The sequence below is a fragment of the Pseudomonadota bacterium genome (genome assembly GCA_011049115.1).
Classification (GTDB): Bacteria; Desulfobacterota; Anaeroferrophillalia; order Anaeroferrophillales; family Tharpellaceae; genus DSCM01.
On sequence record DSCM01000129.1, the window covers coordinates 1 to 22182 of the forward strand.

Annotated in this window: 19 protein-coding genes; 8 read left to right on the top strand and 11 right to left on the bottom strand. The window is 55.2% G+C overall.

Annotation, left to right across the window (positions count from 1 at the left end; all coding sequences use genetic code 11):
- The 5 genes from hrcA to ENN66_10880 form a co-directional block, all read right to left on the bottom strand.
- On the bottom strand, positions 1–930 hold a 930-nt coding region (gene hrcA, locus ENN66_10860), incomplete at its 3' end, for a heat-inducible transcription repressor HrcA (protein ID HDS17081.1).
- A gap of 214 nt (positions 931–1144) precedes the next feature.
- Positions 1145–2170 (bottom strand): HD domain-containing protein, encoded by a 1026-nt coding sequence (locus ENN66_10865; protein HDS17082.1) that lies wholly within the window; start codon positions 2168–2170, stop codon positions 1145–1147.
- Positions 2151–3200, bottom strand: coding sequence for a thiamine-phosphate kinase (thiL, locus tag ENN66_10870; protein ID HDS17083.1), 1050 nt, complete (start codon positions 3198–3200; stop codon positions 2151–2153). The genes ENN66_10865 and thiL overlap by 20 nt, the downstream gene beginning before the upstream one ends.
- Positions 3201–3208: 8 nt before the next feature.
- Positions 3209–5839, bottom strand: coding sequence for an endopeptidase La (lon, locus tag ENN66_10875; protein ID HDS17084.1), 2631 nt, complete (start codon positions 5837–5839; stop codon positions 3209–3211).
- Between the two features lie 86 nt (positions 5840–5925).
- Positions 5926–6999, bottom strand: a complete 1074-nt coding sequence (locus ENN66_10880; protein ID HDS17085.1) for a hypothetical protein — start codon at positions 6997–6999, stop codon at positions 5926–5928.
- A gap of 280 nt (positions 7000–7279) precedes the next feature.
- On the opposite strand from ENN66_10880, the gene ENN66_10885 reads away from it, so the two are divergent.
- From ENN66_10885 to ENN66_10905, 5 genes are all read left to right on the top strand, one after another.
- Positions 7280–8263 carry a ribonuclease Z gene (locus ENN66_10885; GenBank protein HDS17086.1) on the top strand — a complete coding sequence of 328 codons (984 nt, stop codon included), beginning with the start codon at positions 7280–7282 and terminating at the stop codon, positions 8261–8263.
- A 170-nt stretch (positions 8264–8433) separates the two neighbouring features.
- Entirely contained in the window at positions 8434–9039 is a 606-nt protein-coding gene (locus ENN66_10890; GenBank protein ID HDS17087.1) for a CoA pyrophosphatase, read from the top strand.
- Positions 9040–9098: 59 nt separating this feature from the next.
- Positions 9099–9824, top strand: a complete 726-nt coding sequence (locus ENN66_10895; protein ID HDS17088.1) for a TIGR04211 family SH3 domain-containing protein — start codon at positions 9099–9101, stop codon at positions 9822–9824.
- Between the two features lie 22 nt (positions 9825–9846).
- Complete coding sequence (locus tag ENN66_10900) at positions 9847–11691, top strand: 4Fe-4S dicluster domain-containing protein (protein HDS17089.1); 1845 nt, start codon at positions 9847–9849, stop codon at positions 11689–11691.
- A gap of 26 nt (positions 11692–11717) precedes the next feature.
- Positions 11718–12263, top strand: a complete 546-nt coding sequence (locus tag ENN66_10905; protein HDS17090.1) for a pyruvate ferredoxin oxidoreductase — start codon at positions 11718–11720, stop codon at positions 12261–12263.
- Between the two features lie 22 nt (positions 12264–12285).
- On the opposite strand, the gene ENN66_10910 is transcribed toward ENN66_10905, so the two are convergent.
- From ENN66_10910 to ENN66_10935, 6 genes are all read right to left on the bottom strand, one after another.
- Positions 12286–12987 (bottom strand): CBS domain-containing protein, encoded by a 702-nt coding sequence (locus ENN66_10910; GenBank protein ID HDS17091.1) that lies wholly within the window; start codon positions 12985–12987, stop codon positions 12286–12288.
- 193 nt (positions 12988–13180) lie between these two features.
- Positions 13181–13993 carry an ABC transporter ATP-binding protein gene (locus ENN66_10915; protein ID HDS17092.1) on the bottom strand — a complete coding sequence of 271 codons (813 nt, stop codon included), beginning with the start codon at positions 13991–13993 and terminating at the stop codon, positions 13181–13183.
- A 13-nt stretch (positions 13994–14006) separates the two neighbouring features.
- Positions 14007–15203, bottom strand: a complete 1197-nt coding sequence (locus ENN66_10920; GenBank protein HDS17093.1) for a branched-chain amino acid ABC transporter substrate-binding protein — start codon at positions 15201–15203, stop codon at positions 14007–14009.
- 132 nt (positions 15204–15335) lie between these two features.
- A complete protein-coding gene (locus tag ENN66_10925; GenBank protein ID HDS17094.1) occupies positions 15336–16430 on the bottom strand; it encodes a branched-chain amino acid ABC transporter permease in 1095 nt (364 codons plus the stop codon).
- Positions 16431–16448: 18 nt separating this feature from the next.
- Positions 16449–17333 carry a branched-chain amino acid ABC transporter permease gene (locus ENN66_10930; GenBank protein HDS17095.1) on the bottom strand — a complete coding sequence of 295 codons (885 nt, stop codon included), beginning with the start codon at positions 17331–17333 and terminating at the stop codon, positions 16449–16451.
- Between the two features lie 10 nt (positions 17334–17343).
- Positions 17344–18174 carry an ABC transporter ATP-binding protein gene (locus ENN66_10935; protein HDS17096.1) on the bottom strand — a complete coding sequence of 277 codons (831 nt, stop codon included), beginning with the start codon at positions 18172–18174 and terminating at the stop codon, positions 17344–17346.
- Between the two features lie 370 nt (positions 18175–18544).
- Here ENN66_10935 and ENN66_10940 point away from each other — a divergent pair, with 370 nt between their 5' ends.
- From ENN66_10940 to ENN66_10950, 3 genes are all read left to right on the top strand, one after another.
- Positions 18545–18958, top strand: coding sequence for a MerR family transcriptional regulator (locus tag ENN66_10940; GenBank protein ID HDS17097.1), 414 nt, complete (start codon positions 18545–18547; stop codon positions 18956–18958).
- A gap of 66 nt (positions 18959–19024) precedes the next feature.
- The gene (locus ENN66_10945; protein ID HDS17098.1) at positions 19025–20296 is read left to right on the top strand and encodes an aminopeptidase P family protein; all 1272 of its coding nucleotides are present in this window, start codon (positions 19025–19027) and stop codon (positions 20294–20296) included.
- 390 nt (positions 20297–20686) lie between these two features.
- Positions 20687–22129 carry a hypothetical protein gene (locus ENN66_10950; GenBank protein ID HDS17099.1) on the top strand — a complete coding sequence of 481 codons (1443 nt, stop codon included), beginning with the start codon at positions 20687–20689 and terminating at the stop codon, positions 22127–22129.
- Positions 22130–22182: the final 53 nt, after the last annotated feature.

Genomic DNA, 22182 nt, shown 5'->3' on the forward strand with positions numbered 1-22182 from the left:
GACTCGACCCCCCCGCCCATAACCCGAGGTTACCAGGGAACAATGCCGCATTTCCTCACAACTGTTCTCGGAGCCAATGATAATCCGCAGACGCTCACCGCCGAGAGCCTCATCCAGAACCTTCAAAATCGCGCCCTTTTCCTCAAAGGCCCGAAAAATCTTTTTCATCCGTTCAACATCGGTAAATTCCGGATGCTCCAGCAGATTCAACTTACCATCCAGCATGACTTCACTCTGCAGCTCAGGATCTTTGGCAAAAAAACTGCGGCTCAGGGCCAGCACCTGCACAAACAACTCGTCATAACTCCGCTTATCACCAGCCATTTCCTGAAGAATTTTGCGTTTTATCCCGTTCAGGGTCAGGTCGCCAAGCAAAGCGTTGAGATAGTTGGAAAAACGGTTAAGCTGGTCCTGGCTCAAAATATTTTCAGATTCAAACAAAACATTCTGTACCGCTCCCGAAACCGAAACCATGACGGCCAGAATTCGCCGCTCTTTCAGTTTGACGAAGCGAATATGACGCAGCACCATCTGTCGAAAATCTGGCAGGCTGACAACCCCGACATATGGAGTCAATTGGGCCAGAGTCAGGGCCCCGTCATGCAGAACCGTCTCGAAACGCTCTCCGGAAAGCTCCAGACGCGCATCGATTTGCCGGCGAAGCTCCGCGTTAAGACCCGCAAAAGAGGGCAACCGGTTAACATAGAAACGAAATCCCTGGTCGGTTGGAACCCGGCCTGCCGAGGTATGCGGCTGACAAAGAAGACCTCCCTCTTCAAGATCAGCCATGACATTCCGCAAGGTCGCCGGACTGAGCTTGAAGCGCGCGCTGCGCGACAAACTACGCGAACCCACCGGTTCGCCAGTGCGGATATAGTCTTCGACCACCGCCTGCAAAACGTTTATGTGTCGATCCGAAAAATTTTCCATATGCACGCGAAAACCCCTGCCAGACGAACCCACAAAAAACCCGTTAGCACTCTATGGCGAAGAGTGCTAACGGGGGCTAAAATAACAACCATCTGAATCATTGTCAAGGGTCTCTCAAAAGTCCGCTCGCTTCAGACGAAAGCTTAGGCCTCACAAAGCCGCGGGAGCCGGAAAGAATCAGCCCGAAGACTCAGGGCAATAACCACGCCTCCAGCTAAAACAGCAACGGAGCTTCGCCATTCTGAGCCAGGCTTGAATCAGGCTCCGTCGTGCCCTCAATTTTGCCCTTGGAGCCAAGGTAGAAAGGCCGACCGAAAAGACGATGAAAGTCACTCCACTCGGAACCGAGCTCCCGGGCGGCATGCATGAAGGTGCCGATGGCCACCAGTTTAGCATCTAGATCGTCGATAAAATTCAGGAGCACCGCTTCCTGGGTTTTCGGTTTTTTCGGAGAACCATACTCGTATTCACCATGGTGACTCAGCATAAGATGCTCGAGCAACATCAGCGTTTCCCCTGGAAAGCCTTTGATATTCGAGGCTTTCTCGCGCACCATCCGCGCCCCGATCATGACGTGCCCAAGCAGTCGACCCGGGGTCGAGTAATCAAGACTGCGCTCGTAGACCAGTTCTTCAACCTTACCGATATCATGCAGCAGCGCCCCCGCGAGCACCAGGTCGCCGTCAACCTGCGGATAAAGCGGACAAACCTGCACAGCCAGGCGGGCGACCCCGAGCGTATGTTCAAGCAGCCCGCCCAACCAGGCGTGATGCATGGCCTTAGCCGCCGGGGCCAGGGAAAAAGAGCGGGCAAAGGCCTGGTCCTTGACAAAAAAAGCCTCGCCCAGACGGCGCAGCCAAGGGTCCCGAAGATCCATCACAAGACGACGCAGATCCCGCTCCATCGTTGGAATATGCTTATCGGTATGCGGAAGAAATTTTAGCGGATCAACCGGCCCCTGCCAAAGCTTGACTAAACTCAGATTAAGCTGCAGGTTGCCGTTAAAAATCTGACTGTGCCCTTTAATCTCGACACAATCTCCCTCTTTGATCTGAGCCTCGGCGACGTCTACGTCATCCCAGAGAAATGCCGTAATTTCACCGGAACGATCGCCCAGTCTGAGATTAAGATATTCCTTTCCATTCCGACTGCGGGCCAGAGTCTTGCGACGCACGAGAAGCTGCATGGCCACCTGCTGATTGGCTTTAAGATCAGCTACTTTAAGCTCTGAAATGATCATAACCTCCAAACCCGCTCAAGGCTGTTTTCAGCCCCTGATGGCAGAAAACAACTCCGGCCGCAGCAGTAATCCGGCCGATCCTAGTCACCGCAGTGCCGGCCGCCGCGGAGGCCGCGGCCACGGCCTGACGTTGTGCCGGAGGAGCTGTAAACAGCAGTTCATAATCTTCTCCCCCGCTCAACAAGCGAGGATAATCAACCAACCCGGAGTGCAGGAAAAATCCGGCCGCCGGCGACAGCGGCAGACGTTCCGCCTCCAGCTGGGCTCCCAAGCCCCCGGCGGCAACCAGCAGATGACCGAGATCAGCCACCAAGCCATCACTTACATCCAGCATGGCGCTTACCACCCCGCTGGCGCCCAACTTTTCTCCAAGGCTCACCCTGGGTTGCGGGCAAAGATGGCGCTCACGCAAGTAGGCCGCCTCCCGCTCCCGGCCGGCCGTCTCCGCAAGACGCCCCTGAAGCAATTTCAGCCCCAGATAACTATCACCCAGCCAGCCGGACAGATAAAGATCATCACCGACCATCGCTCCCTGGCGACAAATCGGAGAGCAACCGGCGGGCTGCCCGTTGAGGGTCACGGCAATAACCAACTCCCGCCCTCTAACCGTGTCCCCACCGGCCAGCTGGACTCGCTGGGTACCGGCCAGACCTAAAAAACCGTCCAGAAAGCTTTCGAGCCACCGCTTTTCGAGGGTTGGCGGCAGGGCCAGAGAAAGATAGGCCGTCGCGCCGGATTTCCCGCCCATCGCCGCCAGATCACTGAGATTAACCGCCAGGGCCTTGTAACCCAGGGACGCCGCCGTGGTATAGTGCAAATCGAAGTGAACCCCGGCCACCAGCATGTCGGCCGTAGTCAAGATTCCCCCGGCATCGTCCGGCAACCACCAAGAGGCATCATCACCGGGTCCCAAACGCAAGCCCCCGGAAAGCGGAGGCAAGCGTTTTTTCAACGCCTCAATAAAAGCGAATTCACCCCAATCGGCCAGTGATGATCTCGGCACGCCAGTTACCTTAATCAGCGGTTTCACTCACGGGCTTACACGCCGCCACCATTTTGCGCGCCCCCGGCTTTTTCACGGAACTCACCTTTTTTTTCCGGCCGCAGTTCAGGCAACGGCTCGGGAATGCGCACCAGCACCAAGGGCACCACCTCCTCGGCCCGGGAGACCGGAACAATCTTCAGGCGCTTACGAATCTTGGCCGGAATGTCCTCCAGATCCTTGCGATTATCCTCAGGAATCAAAACCGTGGTCGCACCAAAACGCAAAGCTGCCAGCACCTTCTCCTTAAGACCGCCGATCGGCATCACCCGACCCGCCAGGGTCAGTTCTCCGGTCATGGCCACCTGACGTCGGGCCGGAATCCCGGTCATGGCCGAAAGCAGCGAGGTCAGCATCGTGATTCCGGCCGAAGGGCCATCCTTGGGGGTTGCGCCCGCCGGAACATGAATATGAATATCCTTTTCCTTGATAAGATCATCCCCGATACCGAACTGACGGGAGCGCGATCGGATAAAACTCATCGCCGCATGGGCCGATTCCTTCATGACATCCCCCAGATGACCGGTCAGGGAAAGCTCCCCTTTGCCCGGCATCAGCAGGGTTTCAACCATCAGCACCACTCCTCCGTAAGGCGTCCAGGCTAACCCCGTGGCCACCCCAACCTGGTCTTCCCCTTTTCCGCCTTCAGGCAGAAACTTAACCGGTCCGAGAAAACGATGCAACGAGGCCGGAGTCACCAGGGTTCGGCCAACCCGGCCTTTTTCCGCGACCTTGGTCGCCACCTTGCGGCATAAAGATCCGATTTCCCGCTCCAGATTCCGCACTCCGGATTCCCTGGTGTAATGGTTGACCAGAGCGAGCAGTGCCGGTTGGGAGAAAGAGATATGTTTGGCGCTGATACCATTTTCCTCTATCTGCCGGGGAATCAGGTAGCGCTTGGCGATATGCAGTTTCTCCTCATCCGTGTAACCGGAAAGCTCAATAATCTCCATGCGATCACGCAAGGCCGCGGGAATCGGTTCCAGCGAATTGGCGGTCGTGATGAACATGACGTGGGAGAGATCAAAAGGAACATTGAGATAATGATCACTGAACTCGTAGTTTTGCTGGGGATCCAGGACCTCAAGCAACGCCGAGGCCGGATCACCGCGAAAATCATTGCCGATCTTATCAATTTCATCCATCATGAAAACCGGGTTCCGGGTGCCGGCTTGCTTCAGTCCCTGAATCACCCGCCCAGGCAAGGCTCCGATATAGGTGCGCCGATGACCGCGAATCTCGGCCTCATCCCGCATGCCGCCCAGTGAAAGCCGGTAAAATTTACGGCCCAAAGCCCGGGCCACCGACTTTCCGAGCGAGGTCTTACCAACCCCCGGGGGGCCGACAAAACACAGAATCGGACCGCGCAATTTATTTTTCAGCTTACAAACCGCAAGATATTCGATAATCCTTTCCTTGATCTTGGTCAAACCGAAATGATCCTCTTCAAGTATCTTTCGAGCCATACTCAAATCAAGATTATCCTTGGTCTGTTTACTCCAGGGGACATCTATCATCCAGTCGATGTAGGTGCGGATGATATTGGCTTCCGCCGCGTCCGGATGCATCCTCTCGAGTCGATCAAGCTGCTTATTCGACTCCTCAAAGGCCGGTTTCGGCATTTTGCAATTTTTTATCTTTTCCCGCAGCTCTTCAATCTCGGCGGAACGATCTTCTTGGTCGCCAAGTTCATGGCGAATCGCTTTCATCTGTTCCTTGAGAAAATATTCGCGCTGCGTTTTGGTCATCTCCTCCTTGGCCTGATTCTGAATCTTGGCCTGCATACTCAGAACCTGAATCTCCTTGGCCAGAATTTTATTGATATCAGCAAGGCGTTTGCGGCCATCTGGCTCCTCCATAAAGGACTGCGCGACCTTGAGTTTAACCCCGAGATTGGAAACAATCAAATCAGCCAAACGCCCCGGCACATTGACATTGTCAAGAATCATCGCGACTTCCGGAGCAATCGGTTTGCCGAGTGAAATAACCTTCTCCAGGCGCTCTTTGACACTGCGCATCATCGCCTCGGTTTTAAGGTCCAGTTTACCCCGGCCCTCGATATCCTCGATTTTTTCGACCCGCACCTTGAACAGAGGTTCACGCTGGACCACCTCGGTAATCGCGGCCTTGGCCAATCCCTGGACCAGGATTTTAACCCGGCCATCCGGCAGTTTCAGCATCCGCATAATCATCGAAATGGTGCCGACCCGATAGACCCCGCTGCGATCCGGATTCTCCTCCCGCAGGTTTTTCTGGGTCACCAGGAAGATCAGTCGGTCTCCGGCCAGGGCCTCATCGACAGCCTTGATTGAGGCCTCACGACCGACAAACAACGGCATGATCATAAAAGGAAATACCACCACATCCCGAATCGGCAGCAGGGGTAACTCATCCGGAAGCACCAGGGTTTCCCCTTCTTCCGGAGCTCCATTTTGACCTTGGCCGGCCCGTTCCTCGATGACCGCCAGAGAATCCTCCAGACCCTCATCCGCGGAGTCAGCCAAACCTTCCGTTTCCTCGTCCTCCGCCTCCAGATCATAATCTTCCAATTCGGAATCTTCATTCTCGTCGGTGAAGTCATCACCTTCAGCCTTCAAACCGTCGCCTTCGATCCCGTCCTCTGGCATATTCTTGTCGCGCTTTTTTTTATTGTCACCCACCAGCAACAACCTCCGGATTATAAAAAATCATTTCCCTGTATATCCAAATAACCCTACAGCTTATAATGTTCACGTAGTTTTTGTGAAAGTTCCAGCGTCACTTCAAAAACCTTTAGCGCACGCTGTGGCGTCAGCGAGCCGGCACCACAGCTGGGCGAGATAAAACTGCGCTGCAATACCGTCTCCAGTGGAATCCCGCTCCCCCCCAGACGCTCAAGCTGCTGTTTAAGGAGAAGAAAGAGTGACGCGGCATCTTCATCGTCGATGGCCGCACTGGTCGGTACCACTCCCCAGGCCAGATAACCTCCGTTCCGAAGAAAGACAGCCAGCTCTTTTTCGTACAAAAGCAGGTTATCGCCATATTCATAGGCATCAAAGTTCAACAAGTCAACCCCGATCTCGAGCAGCAAGGACCAATCCGTATTCCCGCAACAATGCACCCCGACCAGACCTTCAAGACCAGCCCCGACCTCTTTGAGAAGCGCCTGAACCCGCTCCCGCGACAAGGTGCAAAACGCTGTTCCAAAGGAAACCATATAGGGCTCATCGAAAAAGGTCAGGGTCGGCAACCCCGGAAAACAGTGCTGGAGAAAGGCCTCCTGCCAGCGGGCCTTCATATTGAGATGTCTGACCATGACTTCGACCATGGTGGGATCATAGATAATCGATTTTTTCGAGCGGTCGGTTACTCCCAGGCCGAAACTGACCGGACCAGTTACCTGACCTTTGACCAGAAACGGTTGTCGGACGGCATAACGGCGGGACAAAACCGGCAGGCCCTCGATCAAACCGCTGGCCCGCTCCCGACTGATGGCAAAATAATCCAGATTTTTCGCCATTACGGCTTCATAAAAGGCGGTCAACTCCTCAGCGAAACCGGGCCGGCCGGAATCCACAAAAAAACGCCCGTGTTTTTCATCAACCTCCGCTCCGGGCAGGCCTTCGCCATACTGAACGTACATCCCTTCCCAAAAAGAGCGATTCGGCAACTGCGGCCAGAAAGGAACCTCCGGCAGACAGGTGGCAATAATCTCAAGCGCCGGCTCAAGTTCCGTATAGGGCAGGCTGCCGATAGCCAAAGCCATACCCCGGGGCGTGAAATTTTTAAGTATCAGACCTGTTGACAAACCCTTCACCTCGAAACCATCGAACTCTAAAAAGCGGTCTTCGCAAACCACCCGGACAACTCACAAAAAAGCAAACCTCTCCAAAAGCGAATCAACTTAACACGAAAATTATCATTCTCGCAACTATTTTACCCCGGTTATGCAGTAAATCAGCCGAAACCGCGGAATCAGGTTGACAAGACTCGGGTTATTGGCTAGCTAGAGCGACGCTACCGGCGCGAAAACATTCGCCATCTTAATCGCTTGTTTGACAAGCCCGGCCCGCGCCGGCTTTCTGGAAATGACTTTTCCCTGGCTCGTAGAACCTTTAAATCAGCCTTTCGGTGATCCAGGATTCCGGCTGGAGCATTGTTTCAGCCGGACCGCCCTTTTTTTTGATTTAGGAGATCTACACGCCCTCTCCAACCGGCAAATTTTGAGAGCCTCTCTGATCTTTATCAGTCATGGCCATATTGACCACCTGATCGGCTTTGACCACCTGCTGCGCCTGAATTTAAATCGCTCTCGGCATCTACAGGTCTTCGGTCCTCCCGGCATAATCACCCTGCTGGGCCATAAGCTCGCCGGCTACCAATGGAATCTGGTGAGCGACTATGAACTGCGGATCAGCGTCAGTGAAATCGACGAACATGAAATTCGGCAAACGGTCTTTGTCTGCCGTCACCGTTTTCAGCCCGAAACCTTGATCCGACAAACAATAAACGACCACCTTATCCTGCAAACTCCAACCTTCAGGGTAAAAGCGGTGCTTACCGATCATGACATCCCCTGCCTGGCCTTTGCCCTTGAGGAGCCCCTACAAATCAAATTTCGACCCGAGGCCCTGGCCTCTCAAGGCTGGACCCCGGGGCCTTGGTTGACCCGGATCCGTGAGCTGCTGCAGAGTCAGGCTGCCGGCGAGACCATAATCCGCCTTGGCGAAAAGTCCTTCACCCTACAAGAAATTGCCGCGAGTATCGCCATCACCAGACCGGGACAAAAAATTTCCTACGTCGCCGACACCAGTTTCACCCCGGCAAACCTAGAAACCCTGCTGCCTCTGATCAGGCATTCCGATTTGCTTCTCTGCGAGGCCGCCTTTCTCGATTCTGCTACCGCCAAAGCGGCGGCCAGCCGACATCTGACGTCCGGCCAGGCCGGGCGTCTGGCCCAGCTGGCCGGCGTCCGGCGCCTGCGTCTTTTTCATTTTTCTCCGCGCCACAGCGGACAACAAAGTGAGTTCTATCAACAGGCCGCCGCCTACTACTCCGGCCCCATTGTTTAAAAAAAGGGATTGCTTTGTCGGCAGCCTTCTGCTACTTTTTGTGTCGGATTGAAAAAAATACGCTCGGATCCGTCGGGAATGTGACCGCAGACCGGTTCATTCGCAGCTACTCGACCAAGGCGATTTCGCGCCCTCGCGCCCAATAACCCTATTACCTATCTTTAACCACCATGCCCCTGGAAAAACTGGCAGATTTTTTCTCGACTTACAAAGCGCAGGTAATCTCTTCCGACGAAGCTGTCCGGGCTGCGGTCTTGTGCCCCCTCTACGTCGACGGGGGGGAGTTGAAAATACTTTTTATCAAGCGCTCGCAAACAGTCAAAAACCACAAGGGTGAGATCTCTTTTCCGGGCGGGGTTCGGGACTCCCGGGATGAATCCCTGGAAGCCACCAGCACTCGTGAAACCGAAGAGGAAATCGGGGTAAAAAGCCGCGACATAACCATCTTCGGTGGTCTGGATGAGATTAATACCACCACCGGCTTTCTGGTCTCGCCATTCATCGGCACAATCCCTTATCCGTATCCATTTCGACTTTCCGCCGATGAGGTTGATGATTTGATCAGTGTCCCCCTGGACGAATTTTTCCACCCGCGTAACGAAATTGATTTTTTCTATTTCAACGGCCACCAAAACAGCGCCCAGCTGGCCTACCACATCAATGGTGTAACCATCTGGGGAGCCACCGCGAAAATCGTCTGGCAAATCATCCATCTGGCGAAAAAATACGCGCTTTTCGCACAAAAGACTCCGGCCGCGTACCACTTCGCCAGCTGAAAGCAAAACACCACGCGAAAAGATGTCAACCACTAATCGATCTCACATCGGGAATTAACATGTTGCCAGAAAAAAATCTCCGGCCCGGACCGGCTAAAATCACCCTGATTCTCTTTGCGTTTCTGCTCTCCGGTAGCTTCTGCCAGGCCCAAGCGGAAAATGAAGTCCGCTATATCTCCGACAAAATCAGAGTCTATGCCCGGGCCGGCGCCGGCCACGAATATAAGCTGATCGCCCCCCTGGTCACCGGTGACAAGGTTATCCTGCTGGAAAACAACGATGGCGACTGGGCCCATATCAGTTACGGCAAAGATCGTGAAGGTTGGATTGAAAAGCGTTTTCTCACTGAACTGGAGCCCGCAGCCAAACGTCTGGCCAGGCTGCAGGAAGAGATGAAACAGCTGGAGCAAAACAGCAAAACCAAGCTTATCTCCCTGACCGAAACCAACAAGGAATACCGCAAGGGTAATACCAGTCTGTTGCGGGAAATCAAAGAACTGCGCCAAAAACTCAACCGGGTGGAAAAGGACTACAACACCCTGCGCGAGGAATCCGCCGCTTTTCTGGAGTTGCAGAGCGAGCACCGGAAACTGCTGGCCGAAAACCAGCTTCGCCAGGAAAGAGAATCCACAATTCTCGAGAAATGCGAACTCCTGAAAACGGCTTACCGAATCAAATGGTTTATTGCCGGCAGCGCTGTGCTGCTGATCGGCTTCGCTATCGGCTTGCTGATGCAGGCTTTTCGCTACCGGAGAAAAAAGCATTCCGGTCTAAGTCTCAAATAGGGAGTTGACATTGCAGCAGGTGATGCTTGGAAATGAAGCCTTGGCTCGAGGGTTGCTGGCAGGCGGTTGTGACTCGCTTTACGCCTACCCCGGGACGCCGTCTTCGGAAATTCTGCCATCCTTTTTAAGCCAAGGGGAAAACTTAGGGCTCTCGGTTTACGGCCACTGGTCGGTCAATGAAAAAATCGCCCTGGAATCGGCTTTCACTGCCGCCATCAGCGGGCTTTACAGTGCCGTGGCCATGAAGCAGGTGGGCCTCAACGTTGCTGCCGATGCCTTCCTCAGCAGCGCCTACCTGGGAGTAACCGGCGCCATGGTGGTGATCAGCGCCGACGATCCCGGCCCCAACAGCTCGCAGACAGAGCAGGACAGCCGCATGTTTGCAATGCTGGCCAAGGTTCCGGTTTTCGACCCGGCAACCCCGCAGGAAGCCGAGCTTTTCGCCGGCCGCGCCCTGGAATTGTCCGCCGAGCTTGGCCTACCGGTCCTGCTGCGACCCACCGCCACCCTTTGCCACGCCCGGCAGAATATCACTCTGAGGAAAATACCTGACACCAAAAGCCGCCCGCCGCAGTTCAACCGCCAGCCGGAACGCTGGGCGGCAACCCCAAAACACCGTCTCCGACTGCATCAGGAACTCAACCAGAAACTCCTGACCCTGGCCGAGGATATACGTTTTAATTTCACCGCCGCCCCCGGCGGCGGTGCTGCCGGTTCCTGGGCACCCTACGGCATCGTCGCTTCCGGTTGCGCCTGGGCCCTGATTGCCGACCTGCTCGAGGAACTGCCCGAAAGTTTTTCCCGGCAATTCACACTTTACAAGGTCGACCTGCCGTATCCCTTGTCTCGCCTGGCGGGAAAAACCCTGCTGGAGCGCCACGAACGGCTACTGGTAATTGAAGAAAGCATGCCGGTCATTGAGTTCCAGCTCGGCCATCGGGAAAGAATCAGTGGCCGCTTGAACGGCTTGATCGCCGATGCCGGAGCCCTGACCCCAGAGCTGGTCCGCACAGCCCTGCACCGCTTCTGCGGCCGCCCGAAAAACGCTGAGGGAAAAACCGAGCTAGCTGAAGTGGCTCCGGGAAAACGCCCCAGCCTCTGCCCCGGCTGTCCGCATCGCTCAAGTTTTTACGCCCTCAAAAAGGCCCTGCCTCAAGGCATTTACGCCGGTGATATCGGCTGTTACACCCTGGGCATCAATCTCAAGGCCCTGGATACCTGCCTCTGCATGGGTGCATCCATCAGTCAGGCCGGAGCCTTCTTTCGGAATTTTGCCCGGCACCAACAGGAAACACCACCGATTACCGCAATTATCGGTGACTCGACCTTTTTTCACTCCGGCATTCCGGCCCTGGTTAACGCCCGCTGGGAAGACAATCGTTTTGTTCTGCTGCTGCTCGACAACAGCACCACCGCCATGACCGGCAACCAGCCGACCCCGGCGGCCGGTTTAAGAGCTGACGGCAGTCGAGGCCCCGCCCTGCCCCTGGAGTCTTTACTTACCGGTTGCGGCCTCACGCATATCAGCGTGGTCGACCCTTACGACCGGGAAACGATGATTGCCGAGCTGAAAAGGGCTGAACAGTACACCCGGTCTCCGGAAGGCGGCATTGCGGCGGTCATCGCCCGGCGCGGCTGCTTGATGATCAAAGATGAACGCCGGCGCCTGCCCGGGCTCAAAGTCATCATTGACGACAGGCTTTGCAATGGTTGCGGCTACTGCATAAACGCTTTCGAGTGCCCGGCCCTGGTTCGCAACGAGCAGGATTTAGAAAAACGAGTAACCATCGACCAGGTTATCTGCGTCGGCTGCGGCCAGTGTCTGTCCGTCTGCCCGCAGGAAGCCATCAAAACGGCCGCCTCCTGAAACGGGCGGGAAACTGGGGGTACCTGATGATCGACTGCAAACTTCTGCTTGCCGGGCTCGGCGGCCAGGGCGTAGTTTTTCTGTCCCGCCTGATCAGCCAGGCGGCCCTGCTGAACGGAGACAGCTTTATCACTTATGAAAGCCATGGCATGGCCATGCGGGGGGGCTCCGTAACCAGTCAGGTTAAAATCGGAAACTACCGCTCTCCTCTGATCGGGCGCGGCCAGGCCGACCTCCTTCTGGTCCTGGCCGCGCCCGAATACCTGCGCAACCGGCATTTGCTTCAGGAAAACGGCCAAGCCCTGATCAATAGTCCGCTGGCCGCACGGCTTCTGCCGGCCCGAGATTGCTGCGCGGCCACCGAAATCGCGGTGAAAAATGGTCTGCCGCAGGCCGCAAACCTGGTTTTTGCGGGCTGGCTGGCCGAGCATCCGGCTTTCCCTTACGATTTCACCCTGCTTTGCGAAACGGTCCGAAGCCTGGCTTCCCCTCCCCCTCTGGAAGCCGCCAATCTCAAGGCCCTGGACCTTGGTCGGCGATCAGGAGCAAAAAGCACGCCGCCGGGCCGGTAAACTTTCGCGGTCCCGGCCCGCATCAATCCGCCCGGGAGACATTAGAAACCGTGTAACCCTTATTCTGCAGACCGGCTACTAAAGCCTCGACATTGACATTCTGCACTCTGAAAACCAGCTCCCGGCGTCCGACAAGCGGAACATCATCGATCAGGGTCAGACTGACCAGCAGACCACGCAAACCGTTCAGGATCTCGATCACCCGAATAATATCGTCCTGCTCCCGGGGGAAATTGTCTAGGGTTATACGAACTGAATCCTTATAGGTCGCCCCCAACATCTGGAGAAAGGCCCGGTAAATATCAGATTCCGTGATAATTCCGACCAGCTTGCCGTTGTCGAGCACCGGCAGCGCCCCGACTCCATACTTGGTGCCGCGCACCGCCGCTTTTTCCATGGTCATTTCCGGGGAACAGGTTATCACCTCGCGGCTCATGATCTCTCCCACCGTCATTTTGGCCAGAAGATAATTAAGCTCGTGAACACTCAGGCTGGTGGCTTTGGAAGGCTGGGCCTCACGCAGACCGGCCAGTGTGACAATCCCCACCAGCCGCGACCCTTTCATTACGGGCAGCCGGCGGATACGATGCTGACGCATGATCTTTTGCGCGTCGATCACCAGGGTCTCGGGACTTACGGTAAAGGGATTGCTCTTCATCCAATATTTGACCAGCATGCTCATACCCTCCAGAACGACGACCCCGATTTCCGATCCGCCATTCACAATTGATGAATTCGTAAGAACTCTTGAAAATCGCAAAAACACCGGCCGACACAGTAACCGTTCCAAAGGCGAGGCGCCCGCGAAACCTGAGGCAGGCGCCGCGGTGACTCTCGTTCCGGGGGCTCGTCCGGGCTTGGCCGGAAGGGTTGAAGGGAGATGACGCCATCACACTGACCGTTCACGAACTATCGACTCAGGTTGCTCGCGAAACCTGCCTTCCTTTCCTGGAATCCGCGGCGCTCCTGTTCGACATGTCCTGGGCCCTCTTCCCCGCACCGGTCCCGCAGCCCAGATAAAAACCTTTGACCTTGGGATTGCCACGCAGACTGACACCTTCCCCCTCAAGCACCACCCGGCCCCCATCCATGAGATAGCCATAATCGGCGACTTGCAGCGCCGGGTTGGCGTTTTGCTCCACCAACAGGATCGTAATGCCCTCCTGCTGATTGATACGCCTGACAATCTCGAAAATTTCCCGGACCAGGAGCGGTGCCAGGCCCAATGAAGGCTCGTCCAGCAGCATCAATTTCGGTCTCGCCATCAGGGCCCGACCGATAGCCAGCATCTGCTGTTCTCCGCCGCTCATGGAACCGGCGGACCGGCTCCGACACTCCTTTAAACGAGGGAAATAATTGAAAACCACCTCCAGCTCCTCCTTTAAAGCGAAGCGCCCCCGACGGGCATGGGTTCCGACTCTGAGGTTTTCGGTTACACTCAAATCCTTAAAGACCCGCCGGCCCTCCATCACCTGAATGATACCGTCCCGAACAATCGCTTGCGGAGCCTTGCCCACGATTTTTTGTCCCAGAAACGCAATGCTGCCGGCGCTTACCACGCCGTTTTCAGCCCGCAACAATCCGGAAACCGCCTTTAATGCGGTACTTTTTCCGGCTCCATTGGCACCCAGCAACGCCACGATCCGCCCGTGGGGAACCCTCAGCGACAAGCCTTTTAAAACCAGAGCGGCCTGATTATAGATAACTTCAACATGATCCAGCTTAAGCATAAGAGATTCAGCTTTAAAGCGGTCGACGCTCAAGCCGCAACGCCTCAACCAGAACAAAGCGACCATTCCGCACCTGGTAAAGCCTCATCCCCATGGTCCCTTTATGACTGACAGGGGAAAAACTGATCGGCATGGTCAATCCTCCGGTCTCAAATTCCTGCATGGTTTCAAGGGCCTCCTTAAGCTTCGGTCCCGTCACCTCCCCTTTGATCCTCCGCAAGCCCTCGACCATGACCTGCATCGCGACAAAACCTTGAAAATAGTTTACGGGCTGAATTTTACCGGGATGATATTTAAGGCTGACCATTTTTGCCTGGCTCACTCCGGGGCCGCTGTCTTCCCAGACACAAAACGGGTTGACCCAGTAACAGTTTTCCGCCGCCGCCCCCGCCTGGGCCAGAATCTCGCGACTCATAGCCCAATTCAAAGCAAAAAAACGACTTCTCAGTTTCAGTTTTTCAGCATCCTTCAAGATCGTCGCCATCTCCGAGGTTTGCTGTACCAGGATAAAATCAGGATCGGCTTTTTTCAGGCCCAGCAACTGAGGGCTGACCTCCAGAGAACGCAAATCAATGATCGTTCGGGCCACGATCTCAATTCCGAGGGCGCGGGCATAATCTTCGGCACCGGGAAAAAGATGGCCCTGATATCTGACGGTAAAAAAAGGTGAACGCCCGAATCCGGTATCATTGTAAATAAACGCGACCCGGGGTGGACGACTCTCATCGGCCCAATTTTCCCGTATAAAGGAGAGCACGGCTCGCGCCTGGTCGGCATAGGTGACACCGACCGAAAAATTATAGGGCGTCAGAGCCGGGTTACAAAGATGTTCAGAATATGAAGCCGAAAAATAGGGAATCCGATCCTTATTGATCAGCGGCGCCATCGCCTCGGTATCACCGGTTCCCCATCCCTGAATAGCGACCACGTCGGAATTCTTGAAATTTTTATACGCCGCCAACGCCTGAGAGATTTTATACGCGTAATCAACATCCAGAAGTTCCAGCGGAATCCCGTTAAGCCCCCCCTGTTCCTCATTCAGATAACGCACATAATCGCGCACCCCTTGAGCGTAGGGGGTGCCGACCGAACCGGTTCCACCGGTAATATCAAAGAGGCCGCCGATTTTAATGGTTTTCTCCGCCTGCACCGAACCGCAGAACAGCAACAACAGCAATCCCGTCCCCAGACGGCTAAAAATCTTTTTCATCCCCCCCCTGTTGACCCTGAATGGCTCGGGTCGGCAAAAAAATGCGCCAACCTCATCAAGAACATGCCGGGCCGCTTGCTTACCAGAAAACACGCCGCCGGATACGGCTTTTACCCTGGACAATGGAAACCATCAATGGAAAGACAGCCGGTTTTGCCAATAATCCTTGATCAGCTGCCAGCGATGGGCCAGGCCCTCCGGTTCAAAAATCAGAAAGGTGATGATTATCAAACCGAAGACGCCCTCCTTAAGAGCGGCAAACAGATTCACAATCAACGGGAACTCACCACTCAACAGGTTGCAGCCGACCCGCAGAAACTCAGGCAACAAAACCATAAAGATGGCCCCGAGAACCGAACCGAGCAACTGCCCCATACCTCCGATAATAATCATCGCCAAATACTCAATCGAGACCCCGAAAGTAAAATGCTCCGGGGTGATGATGGTCACATAATGAGCCCACAAAGAACCGGCCACCCCGGCCAGAAAGGAGCTGCAACCAAAGGCCAGAAGCTTGTATTTGAAGAGATTGATGCCCATCGCCTGGGCGGCGACGGCCTGATCGCGGATCGCGACCAAGGCCCGACCGGGCCGACTTCGAACTAGATTGCGGGTCAGGATCAGGGCGCCAAGAACGATGCTGACAACCAGATAGAAATAACGCCGGTCGGTATCAAAAGAGAACCCCATAAAAGAAGGAAAGGCTACCATTTTACCGAGCACTCCGTTGGTGATAAACTCAACATGAACCAGCAGAAATTCAATAATAAACTGTGCGGCCAAGGTAGCGATCGCCAGATAAAAACCTTTCAGACGCAGAGAAGGAAGTCCAAAAATCATGCCGCACATGGCGGTTATCAAGCCGGCACCGGGCAGAGCGACAAAGAACGGCACCTCCAGATCCATCACCAGACTGGCGGAAGCATAAGCTCCGATACCAAGAAAGGCCCCATGCCCCAGAGAGATCAGCCCCGTATAACCGACTAGAAGATTAAGCCCCAGTGCCCCGATTATCGCGATCCCGGCAAGATTGCAGACATACAGCTGATAGCTGTCGAGAAAAAGCGGCATCACATAGAGAAAGACCATCCCAAAAAACCAACGGGGCCCAGGGGAAAAGGCTTTTGATGAGGCCGCTGTCTTCAGGCAATCGCGGTTGTCGGTTTTTTTGCCGTCGAGTGCAGGCGAGCTCAGACTCAACTCCGTCCTCCCCCGTTCCAGCCCCATCGCCGTTGCCCTTCGAGCTCAGATAGTTTCAAGCGCACCCCTCCCCCAAAGACCATAGGGTTTGACCAGCAGAACAATCAGCAGAACGACAAAAGGAATCACCTCCTGGGTGCCCCCGCCAACCAGAGGATCGAGATAGGCTCCGGCCAGAACTTCCACCAAACCGATCAGCAATCCTCCGGCAACCGCTCCCACGAAGCTGTCAAGCCCCCCCAGAATCACGGCCGGAAGAACCTTGAGCCCGTAAAATCCGAGAGAAACATTAACCACATTGATATTGCCGAGAAAGACTCCAGCCCCGCCGGCCAGCATAAAGGCAATACACCAAGCCAGGGCAAAACTATTCTTGACCTTGATCCCCACCGACCGAGCCGCCTGTAAATCAGAGACCACGGCCCGCAGCGCCAGACCCGCGGTAGTATAGCGGAAAAACAGCGTGAACAAAACCAGAAAAAACCCGGTAACGCCCAGCGCCCAGAGACAGACCGGGGAGATGATTAGGTTTCCCAGGGCCAGGGGGGGCTGGGAAAAATCCTGAGGATAAACCCGATCATGGGGACCCCAGACCAGCAGCACCAGACATTTCAAGACACTGGAGAGACCGATCGTCAACATGATTACGGAAATAATCGGCTTGCCGATCATCGGCCGCAACACCAGACGTTCGATAATCAGACCCAACAGGACCGCAACCCCCATCGTCAGTAAAAATGCGACCCAGAAAGTCAGTTGCAGCTGGGCCATCAGGGCCAGACAGACATAGGCGCCGACCAGCAAAAATTCACCCTGGGCAAAATTTATGACCCCGGTAGCTTTGTAAATCAGCACAAAACCGAGAGCCACCAAGGCGTAAATACCACCCATAACCATGCCACTGATCAGCAGCTGCAGAAAAAAATCCATTCTTTAGTCCTCAAACGGAGCCCTCAGCGCAACCGGACTGAAGAAATGAATCCTCAACCCCCAGGTAAGCGCTGATGACCAGCGGGTTGCTCTGCACCTCAACCGGGGTCCCGGTAGTCAGCAATGCACCGAAATTAAGTACCGTTACCCGGTCTGAAAGTTCCATGACCACCTCCATGTCATGTTCAACCAGCAGCACCGTGACGAAACGTTTCTGATTGATCTCAATAATGAAACGAACCATCTCCGCGACCTCTTCCCGGCTTATTCCGGACAGAGGCTCATCGAGAAGCAGAAGTTCCGGTTCCAGGGCCAGGGCCCGGCCCAGTTCGAGACGCTTCTGCAAACCGTAACTCAAGGCACCAACCGGCTGGTCACGAAACGGCGACAGACCTAAAAAACCAATCAGTTCCTCCACCATTTCACGCTGCTCGAGCTCTTCCCGGCGAGCCCCACCCCAGAAAAAGGCGCTGCGCAAGAACCCGGTCCGCAGCCGCGCATGCCGGCCGAGAAGCAGATTATCCAGAACCGTCATCCCCTTGACCAAGCTGACCTGCTGAAAACTACGGCCAATCCCCAGGCCAGCGATCTTATGTGGCGGCAGCGTAACCAGATTCCGTCCCCGATAAAGCACCGCCCCCCTCTGTGGTCGACTCAAGCCACTGATAACATTTAATAAAGCCGATTTTCCGGCTCCGTTCGGCCCGATGAGGGAATGAATTTCCCCCTGACGAACCCTGAATCCAACCCCAAGCAAAGCATTCACTCCCCCAAAGTTCAAACAGAGGTCCTGAATTTCAAGCAGCTCGGACGTCAAATCCGCACCTGACTCTTCCGCCATGCCCATTCCCCGCAAACCCCATAAAACATCTTTATATCAAACCGCAACTATCTCAGCGATTCCCATTTGTCAACTGAAAAGCAACTCTCCCCTCAACCACAAAACCAGTCATGTTTACAGAGACTAAAGCATACGTTATAAACTTAACATAATTTCCCGCAGCGGCAGAACAGCGATTTAAGGAAATCCAAGCGGCTTTACCGGGGGGCCGAAAAGACCAAAAAAAACCAACCTTTTCACCACTTTACACGGCAATAAAGTTCTTGACAAGATTTTCCGCTTACTCTACTAAAGACAGCGACGCGAAAAATAAATGACCCGACAACCTCTTTAAGAAATTGACCCGCTGGCCGACCCCGCCTTGGAGAACATGGAAAGCACCCCGGAGCCCCAGGTTGAAGCCAACCTGAAACGCTATCGCATCGGCGAACTCGGCAAGATTCTTGATCTCAGCACCAGAACCATCCGCTATTACGAAGAGATCGGTCTGTTAAACACCGTCAAGAGAATCGAAGGTGGACGCCGGATTTACACGGATGACGACCTGCGCAGATTGCGCTTTATCAAAAAACTCAAACTCCTTGGTCTCTCCCTGGGCGAAATGGCGGAACTTGAAAATCATTACAACCGGCATCGCAACAACAAGAAGGTGCTGCCCAAGGTCGTGGAACTCCTGCGCCGCCACAGCGCCGAAATCGAAAACCGGCTTTTTGAACTCGGCAAGCTCAAAAAAGAGATCAACGACTATCTTTCCCACATAGAGAAAAAAATCGACGAGCCTTGAAACACTTTCTCAAGGCCTCGCCGTCGCCGCACAAGAACTTTTAGCGGAAAACAGCTGACACGACTGATGAATATGGACCCGTCCCCGCCGGAACTACCGGCGTCCTACCAGCTGGTACCGGCCGGCGAAATCGAACAGCGCCTGAAAAAAACCCAGGAAAGCCTCGCCCAGACCGAACTGGAGGGCCTTCTCGTCCTGCAAAACGTCGACCGCTATTATTTTACCGGCACCCTGCAGGACGGCGTCCTCTGGCTGCCTCGCTCCGGAAAGCCGGTCTTCTGGGTGCGGCGCAGCCTGGCGCGGGCCCGTCAGGAATCCCCGCTCTCCGAAATTCGGCCCCAACCGCTCGACCACGCTGAACTGATCCGGGAGCTCCAGACCGAGCTCGGCGGCGCTCGAAACCTCGGCCTGGAGCTGGACGTGGTTCCGGTGCGGGTGGCCGAACGCTGGCGCAGCCTGTTGCCGGAAAGCTGCCGCCTTAGTGACGCTTCTTTCCTGATCCGCAGCCTGCGCGCCCGCAAAAGTGCTTATGAAATCAGCTGCATCACCAAAGCCGCCGCCATCATGGATCAGGTCATGGACCATGCCGCCACGGTCCTGACCTGCAAGCTCAGCGAGATCGAGCTGATGGCCGAGCTTGAACATCAGGCGCGGCGCCTGGGACACCTTGGCATCGTTCGCATGCGCGGCTGGAACAACGAACTTTTTTTTGGTCACACCCTCAGCGGCGGTGAAGGGGCCCGGCGTGGCTATCTTGATTCACCGACCAACGGTCTGGGGCTTGGCGCCGCCTTTTCTCAAGGAGCCTCCGACACCAAATTACAACCGGGAACCCCGATCAGCATCGATTTCATGGTCAACTGCGAAGGCTACCTCGCCGACCTGACCCGCATGTTCTGCCTCGGCGAGCCATCGGCGCAACTACAGCGCACCCATCACGACCTGCTCCGCCTTAACCATGAACTGGTCGCGGCCCTGCAACCCGGCCGGGCCGGCGGCGAAATTTACGCCAGGGCCCTGAAACTGGCGGCCGAATTTGGTTTTAGCGATTATTTTCTCGGTCACGGCCGCGACCAGGTGAGCTTCGTCGGTCACGGCGTCGGCCTTGAAGTCGATGAGTTTCCTTTCCTGGCCCGGGGAAACCGCATGCTTCTGGAAGAAGGCATGGTCGTCGCCCTTGAACCTAAACTGACCTTCCCCCCCCACCACCAGGCTCCGGCCCCCTACAGGGATCTGCCCGCAACCGCCGTCACCACGGAAACCACCTATCTGATCACCGGAAACGCCGTCCTCCCCCTTACCCTCACCCCGGAAAACATTAAGATTATTTCAAATTAAGATTAAAAATATCTAAAAATTAGGTTGACAAACGCGGGCTGAAATGATATTTAGCCCGCGTAGCCTAAAAAGCTGTTATAGTATTTTCGCTTCCACAGACAGGCATTGCAACCCGATAAGACTCGTTTTTTGCTGATTGCCAAGCCATGCTTGAAGACAGCATGGTATTTAGAAAGGGGGTGAGACCACGCAAGCGGCTCGCGGGCGAGATTGAGCGAGCCTTAAACAAGAGGCAAGCGGCAAACCTTGATTATGCAACACCGGATAAGCCGGTCCGGCGCGGCGGCTCCGCAACGGAAAGTCTTCGTGGACGGTCGGTCGATTTTATCATCCGTCAGTCAGAGAAGTGGTTTCAGTTTTATTTCAACAACTAGAAAAGGAGTAACACAGATGAAGAGAAGTTATCTTGCATTACTGGTGAGCGTAATCTTTATTCTCGCCACGGCCGGTGTGTCTTTCGCCGCCATGGGCGAAGGCACGGTCAGCGCCAAGAAGGGGGTCGACCTGACCCTGTTCGGCAACAATCGTTTCATCCCCACCTATTCAACCAACTTGATCGACTTCGACAGCAGCAACCCGAGCGGCAACGACCCGCTGACCCTGGATGAAGGCGGCTTCGGCGCCGGCTTCTTCGTCCGCAACGAGCTGCGCATCGGGTTTGCCGGTAAAGGCGAGAACTTCGGCTTCAAAGTCATTTTGGAAAATGATATCCATTACAGCAAGGACAACGTCGACCGCAACACCTACAGTGGTTACGGCAATGTCAGCTCCGATTTCGGCAGCGAGTTCTCGGTGGAGCGCTCCAATTTCTGGTATGATTTCGGCCCGGTCAAACTGTCCACCGGTTGGGATGTCACCTTTCAGGACCTTAAGACCGGCGGTCTGCTTTACGGGGACGACCATCCGTACATCATGCTTTCCGGCGAGGTCGACAAGGTCATGGACTGGCAGGTTTACATGCTCCTGATCAACGATTCCGACGATGTCAACAGCACCGGCGGCAATCACTATCGCGATACCGACTGGTATACCTACAACGCCAAGTTCAACTTCAAGTTCTGCGGCCTGACCTTAAGCCCCTTCTTCACCTACAGCGACATGCGCAAAGGCATTCAGAAATACGGCAACGCCCAGGCTTATTATGCCGGCTTTGAAGGCTACGGCAAGATCGGCATGCTGATGCCGAGCTTTGAAGTCGTCGGCGTCACCGGCACCATCAACGACGCCGCCCCCGGCGGCAAAGACTACGACATCAGATCCTGGGCCGCCTTCGCCGCTCTGAAACTCGACCTGATGCCCGAATTTCAGCCTTACCTGGGCGGTTTCTATGTCCAGGGCGACGATGATCTGACCGATGACGATGCCGAAGGTTTCGTCGGCATCACCAACATCACCCGCTACACTCCGACCTTCGGTATGGAAGGCGCGATCATGTACGAACACCTCGGCAGCCTCGGCGCCCCGCTGTACGGCCTGGTGCCTGAGCGTCTGGGCGGCGGCAGCGCCACTTACGGCGGTATCGGCGCCGGCGGTACCGGTAACAACCCCGGTCTGATATATCTGGGCATGGGCGCCACCGGTAAGCTCGACAAGGTTTCCTACAAGGTCCAGACCGCTTACATGTGGTTTGCCGAGAAAGACGGCCTGAACCTGAAAAACGATGAAATCGGCTGGACTGTGGACGCGCTGGTCACCTATCCTCTCTCCAGCAACGTCGTCACCAGTTTCTGCACCAGCTTTCTTGATCCCGGCGACGGCGTACAGGATCTGCTCGGCAAGAAAGCCGATGACACGGCCTGGATCAGCCGCCTGGAAATATGCTGGTCCTGGTAAGCTAAAGCTTATCTGAACCAAAAGGCTTGCCGAAAGGCTTGACTGAAAAGCCC

What these genes read in the sequence shown, in the direction of transcription:
- ENN66_10935 (HDS17096.1), bottom strand. Translation starts at nt 18,174, where the DNA reads ATGGCGGAAGAGTCAGGTGCGGATTTGACGTCCGAGCTGCTTGAAATT.
- ENN66_10920 (HDS17093.1), bottom strand. Translation starts at nt 15,203, where the DNA reads ATGAAAAAGATTTTTAGCCGTCTGGGGACGGGATTGCTGTTGTTGCTG.
- ENN66_10895 (HDS17088.1), top strand. Translation starts at nt 9,099, where the DNA reads ATGTTGCCAGAAAAAAATCTCCGGCCCGGACCGGCTAAAATCACCCTG.
- ENN66_10925 (HDS17094.1), bottom strand. Translation starts at nt 16,430, where the DNA reads ATGGGGCTGGAACGGGGGAGGACGGAGTTGAGTCTGAGCTCGCCTGCA.
- lon (HDS17084.1), bottom strand. Translation starts at nt 5,839, where the DNA reads ATGCCAGAGGACGGGATCGAAGGCGACGGTTTGAAGGCTGAAGGTGAT.
- ENN66_10950 (HDS17099.1), top strand. Translation starts at nt 20,687, where the DNA reads ATGAAGAGAAGTTATCTTGCATTACTGGTGAGCGTAATCTTTATTCTC.
- ENN66_10930 (HDS17095.1), bottom strand. Translation starts at nt 17,333, where the DNA reads ATGGATTTTTTTCTGCAGCTGCTGATCAGTGGCATGGTTATGGGTGGT.
- ENN66_10905 (HDS17090.1), top strand. Translation starts at nt 11,718, where the DNA reads ATGATCGACTGCAAACTTCTGCTTGCCGGGCTCGGCGGCCAGGGCGTA.
- ENN66_10885 (HDS17086.1), top strand. Translation starts at nt 7,280, where the DNA reads ATGACTTTTCCCTGGCTCGTAGAACCTTTAAATCAGCCTTTCGGTGAT.
- ENN66_10890 (HDS17087.1), top strand. Translation starts at nt 8,434, where the DNA reads ATGCCCCTGGAAAAACTGGCAGATTTTTTCTCGACTTACAAAGCGCAG.
- ENN66_10865 (HDS17082.1), bottom strand. Translation starts at nt 2,170, where the DNA reads ATGATCATTTCAGAGCTTAAAGTAGCTGATCTTAAAGCCAATCAGCAG.
- ENN66_10900 (HDS17089.1), top strand. Translation starts at nt 9,847, where the DNA reads ATGCTTGGAAATGAAGCCTTGGCTCGAGGGTTGCTGGCAGGCGGTTGT.
- ENN66_10945 (HDS17098.1), top strand. Translation starts at nt 19,025, where the DNA reads ATGAATATGGACCCGTCCCCGCCGGAACTACCGGCGTCCTACCAGCTG.
- ENN66_10915 (HDS17092.1), bottom strand. Translation starts at nt 13,993, where the DNA reads ATGCTTAAGCTGGATCATGTTGAAGTTATCTATAATCAGGCCGCTCTG.
- ENN66_10940 (HDS17097.1), top strand. Translation starts at nt 18,545, where the DNA reads ATGGAAAGCACCCCGGAGCCCCAGGTTGAAGCCAACCTGAAACGCTAT.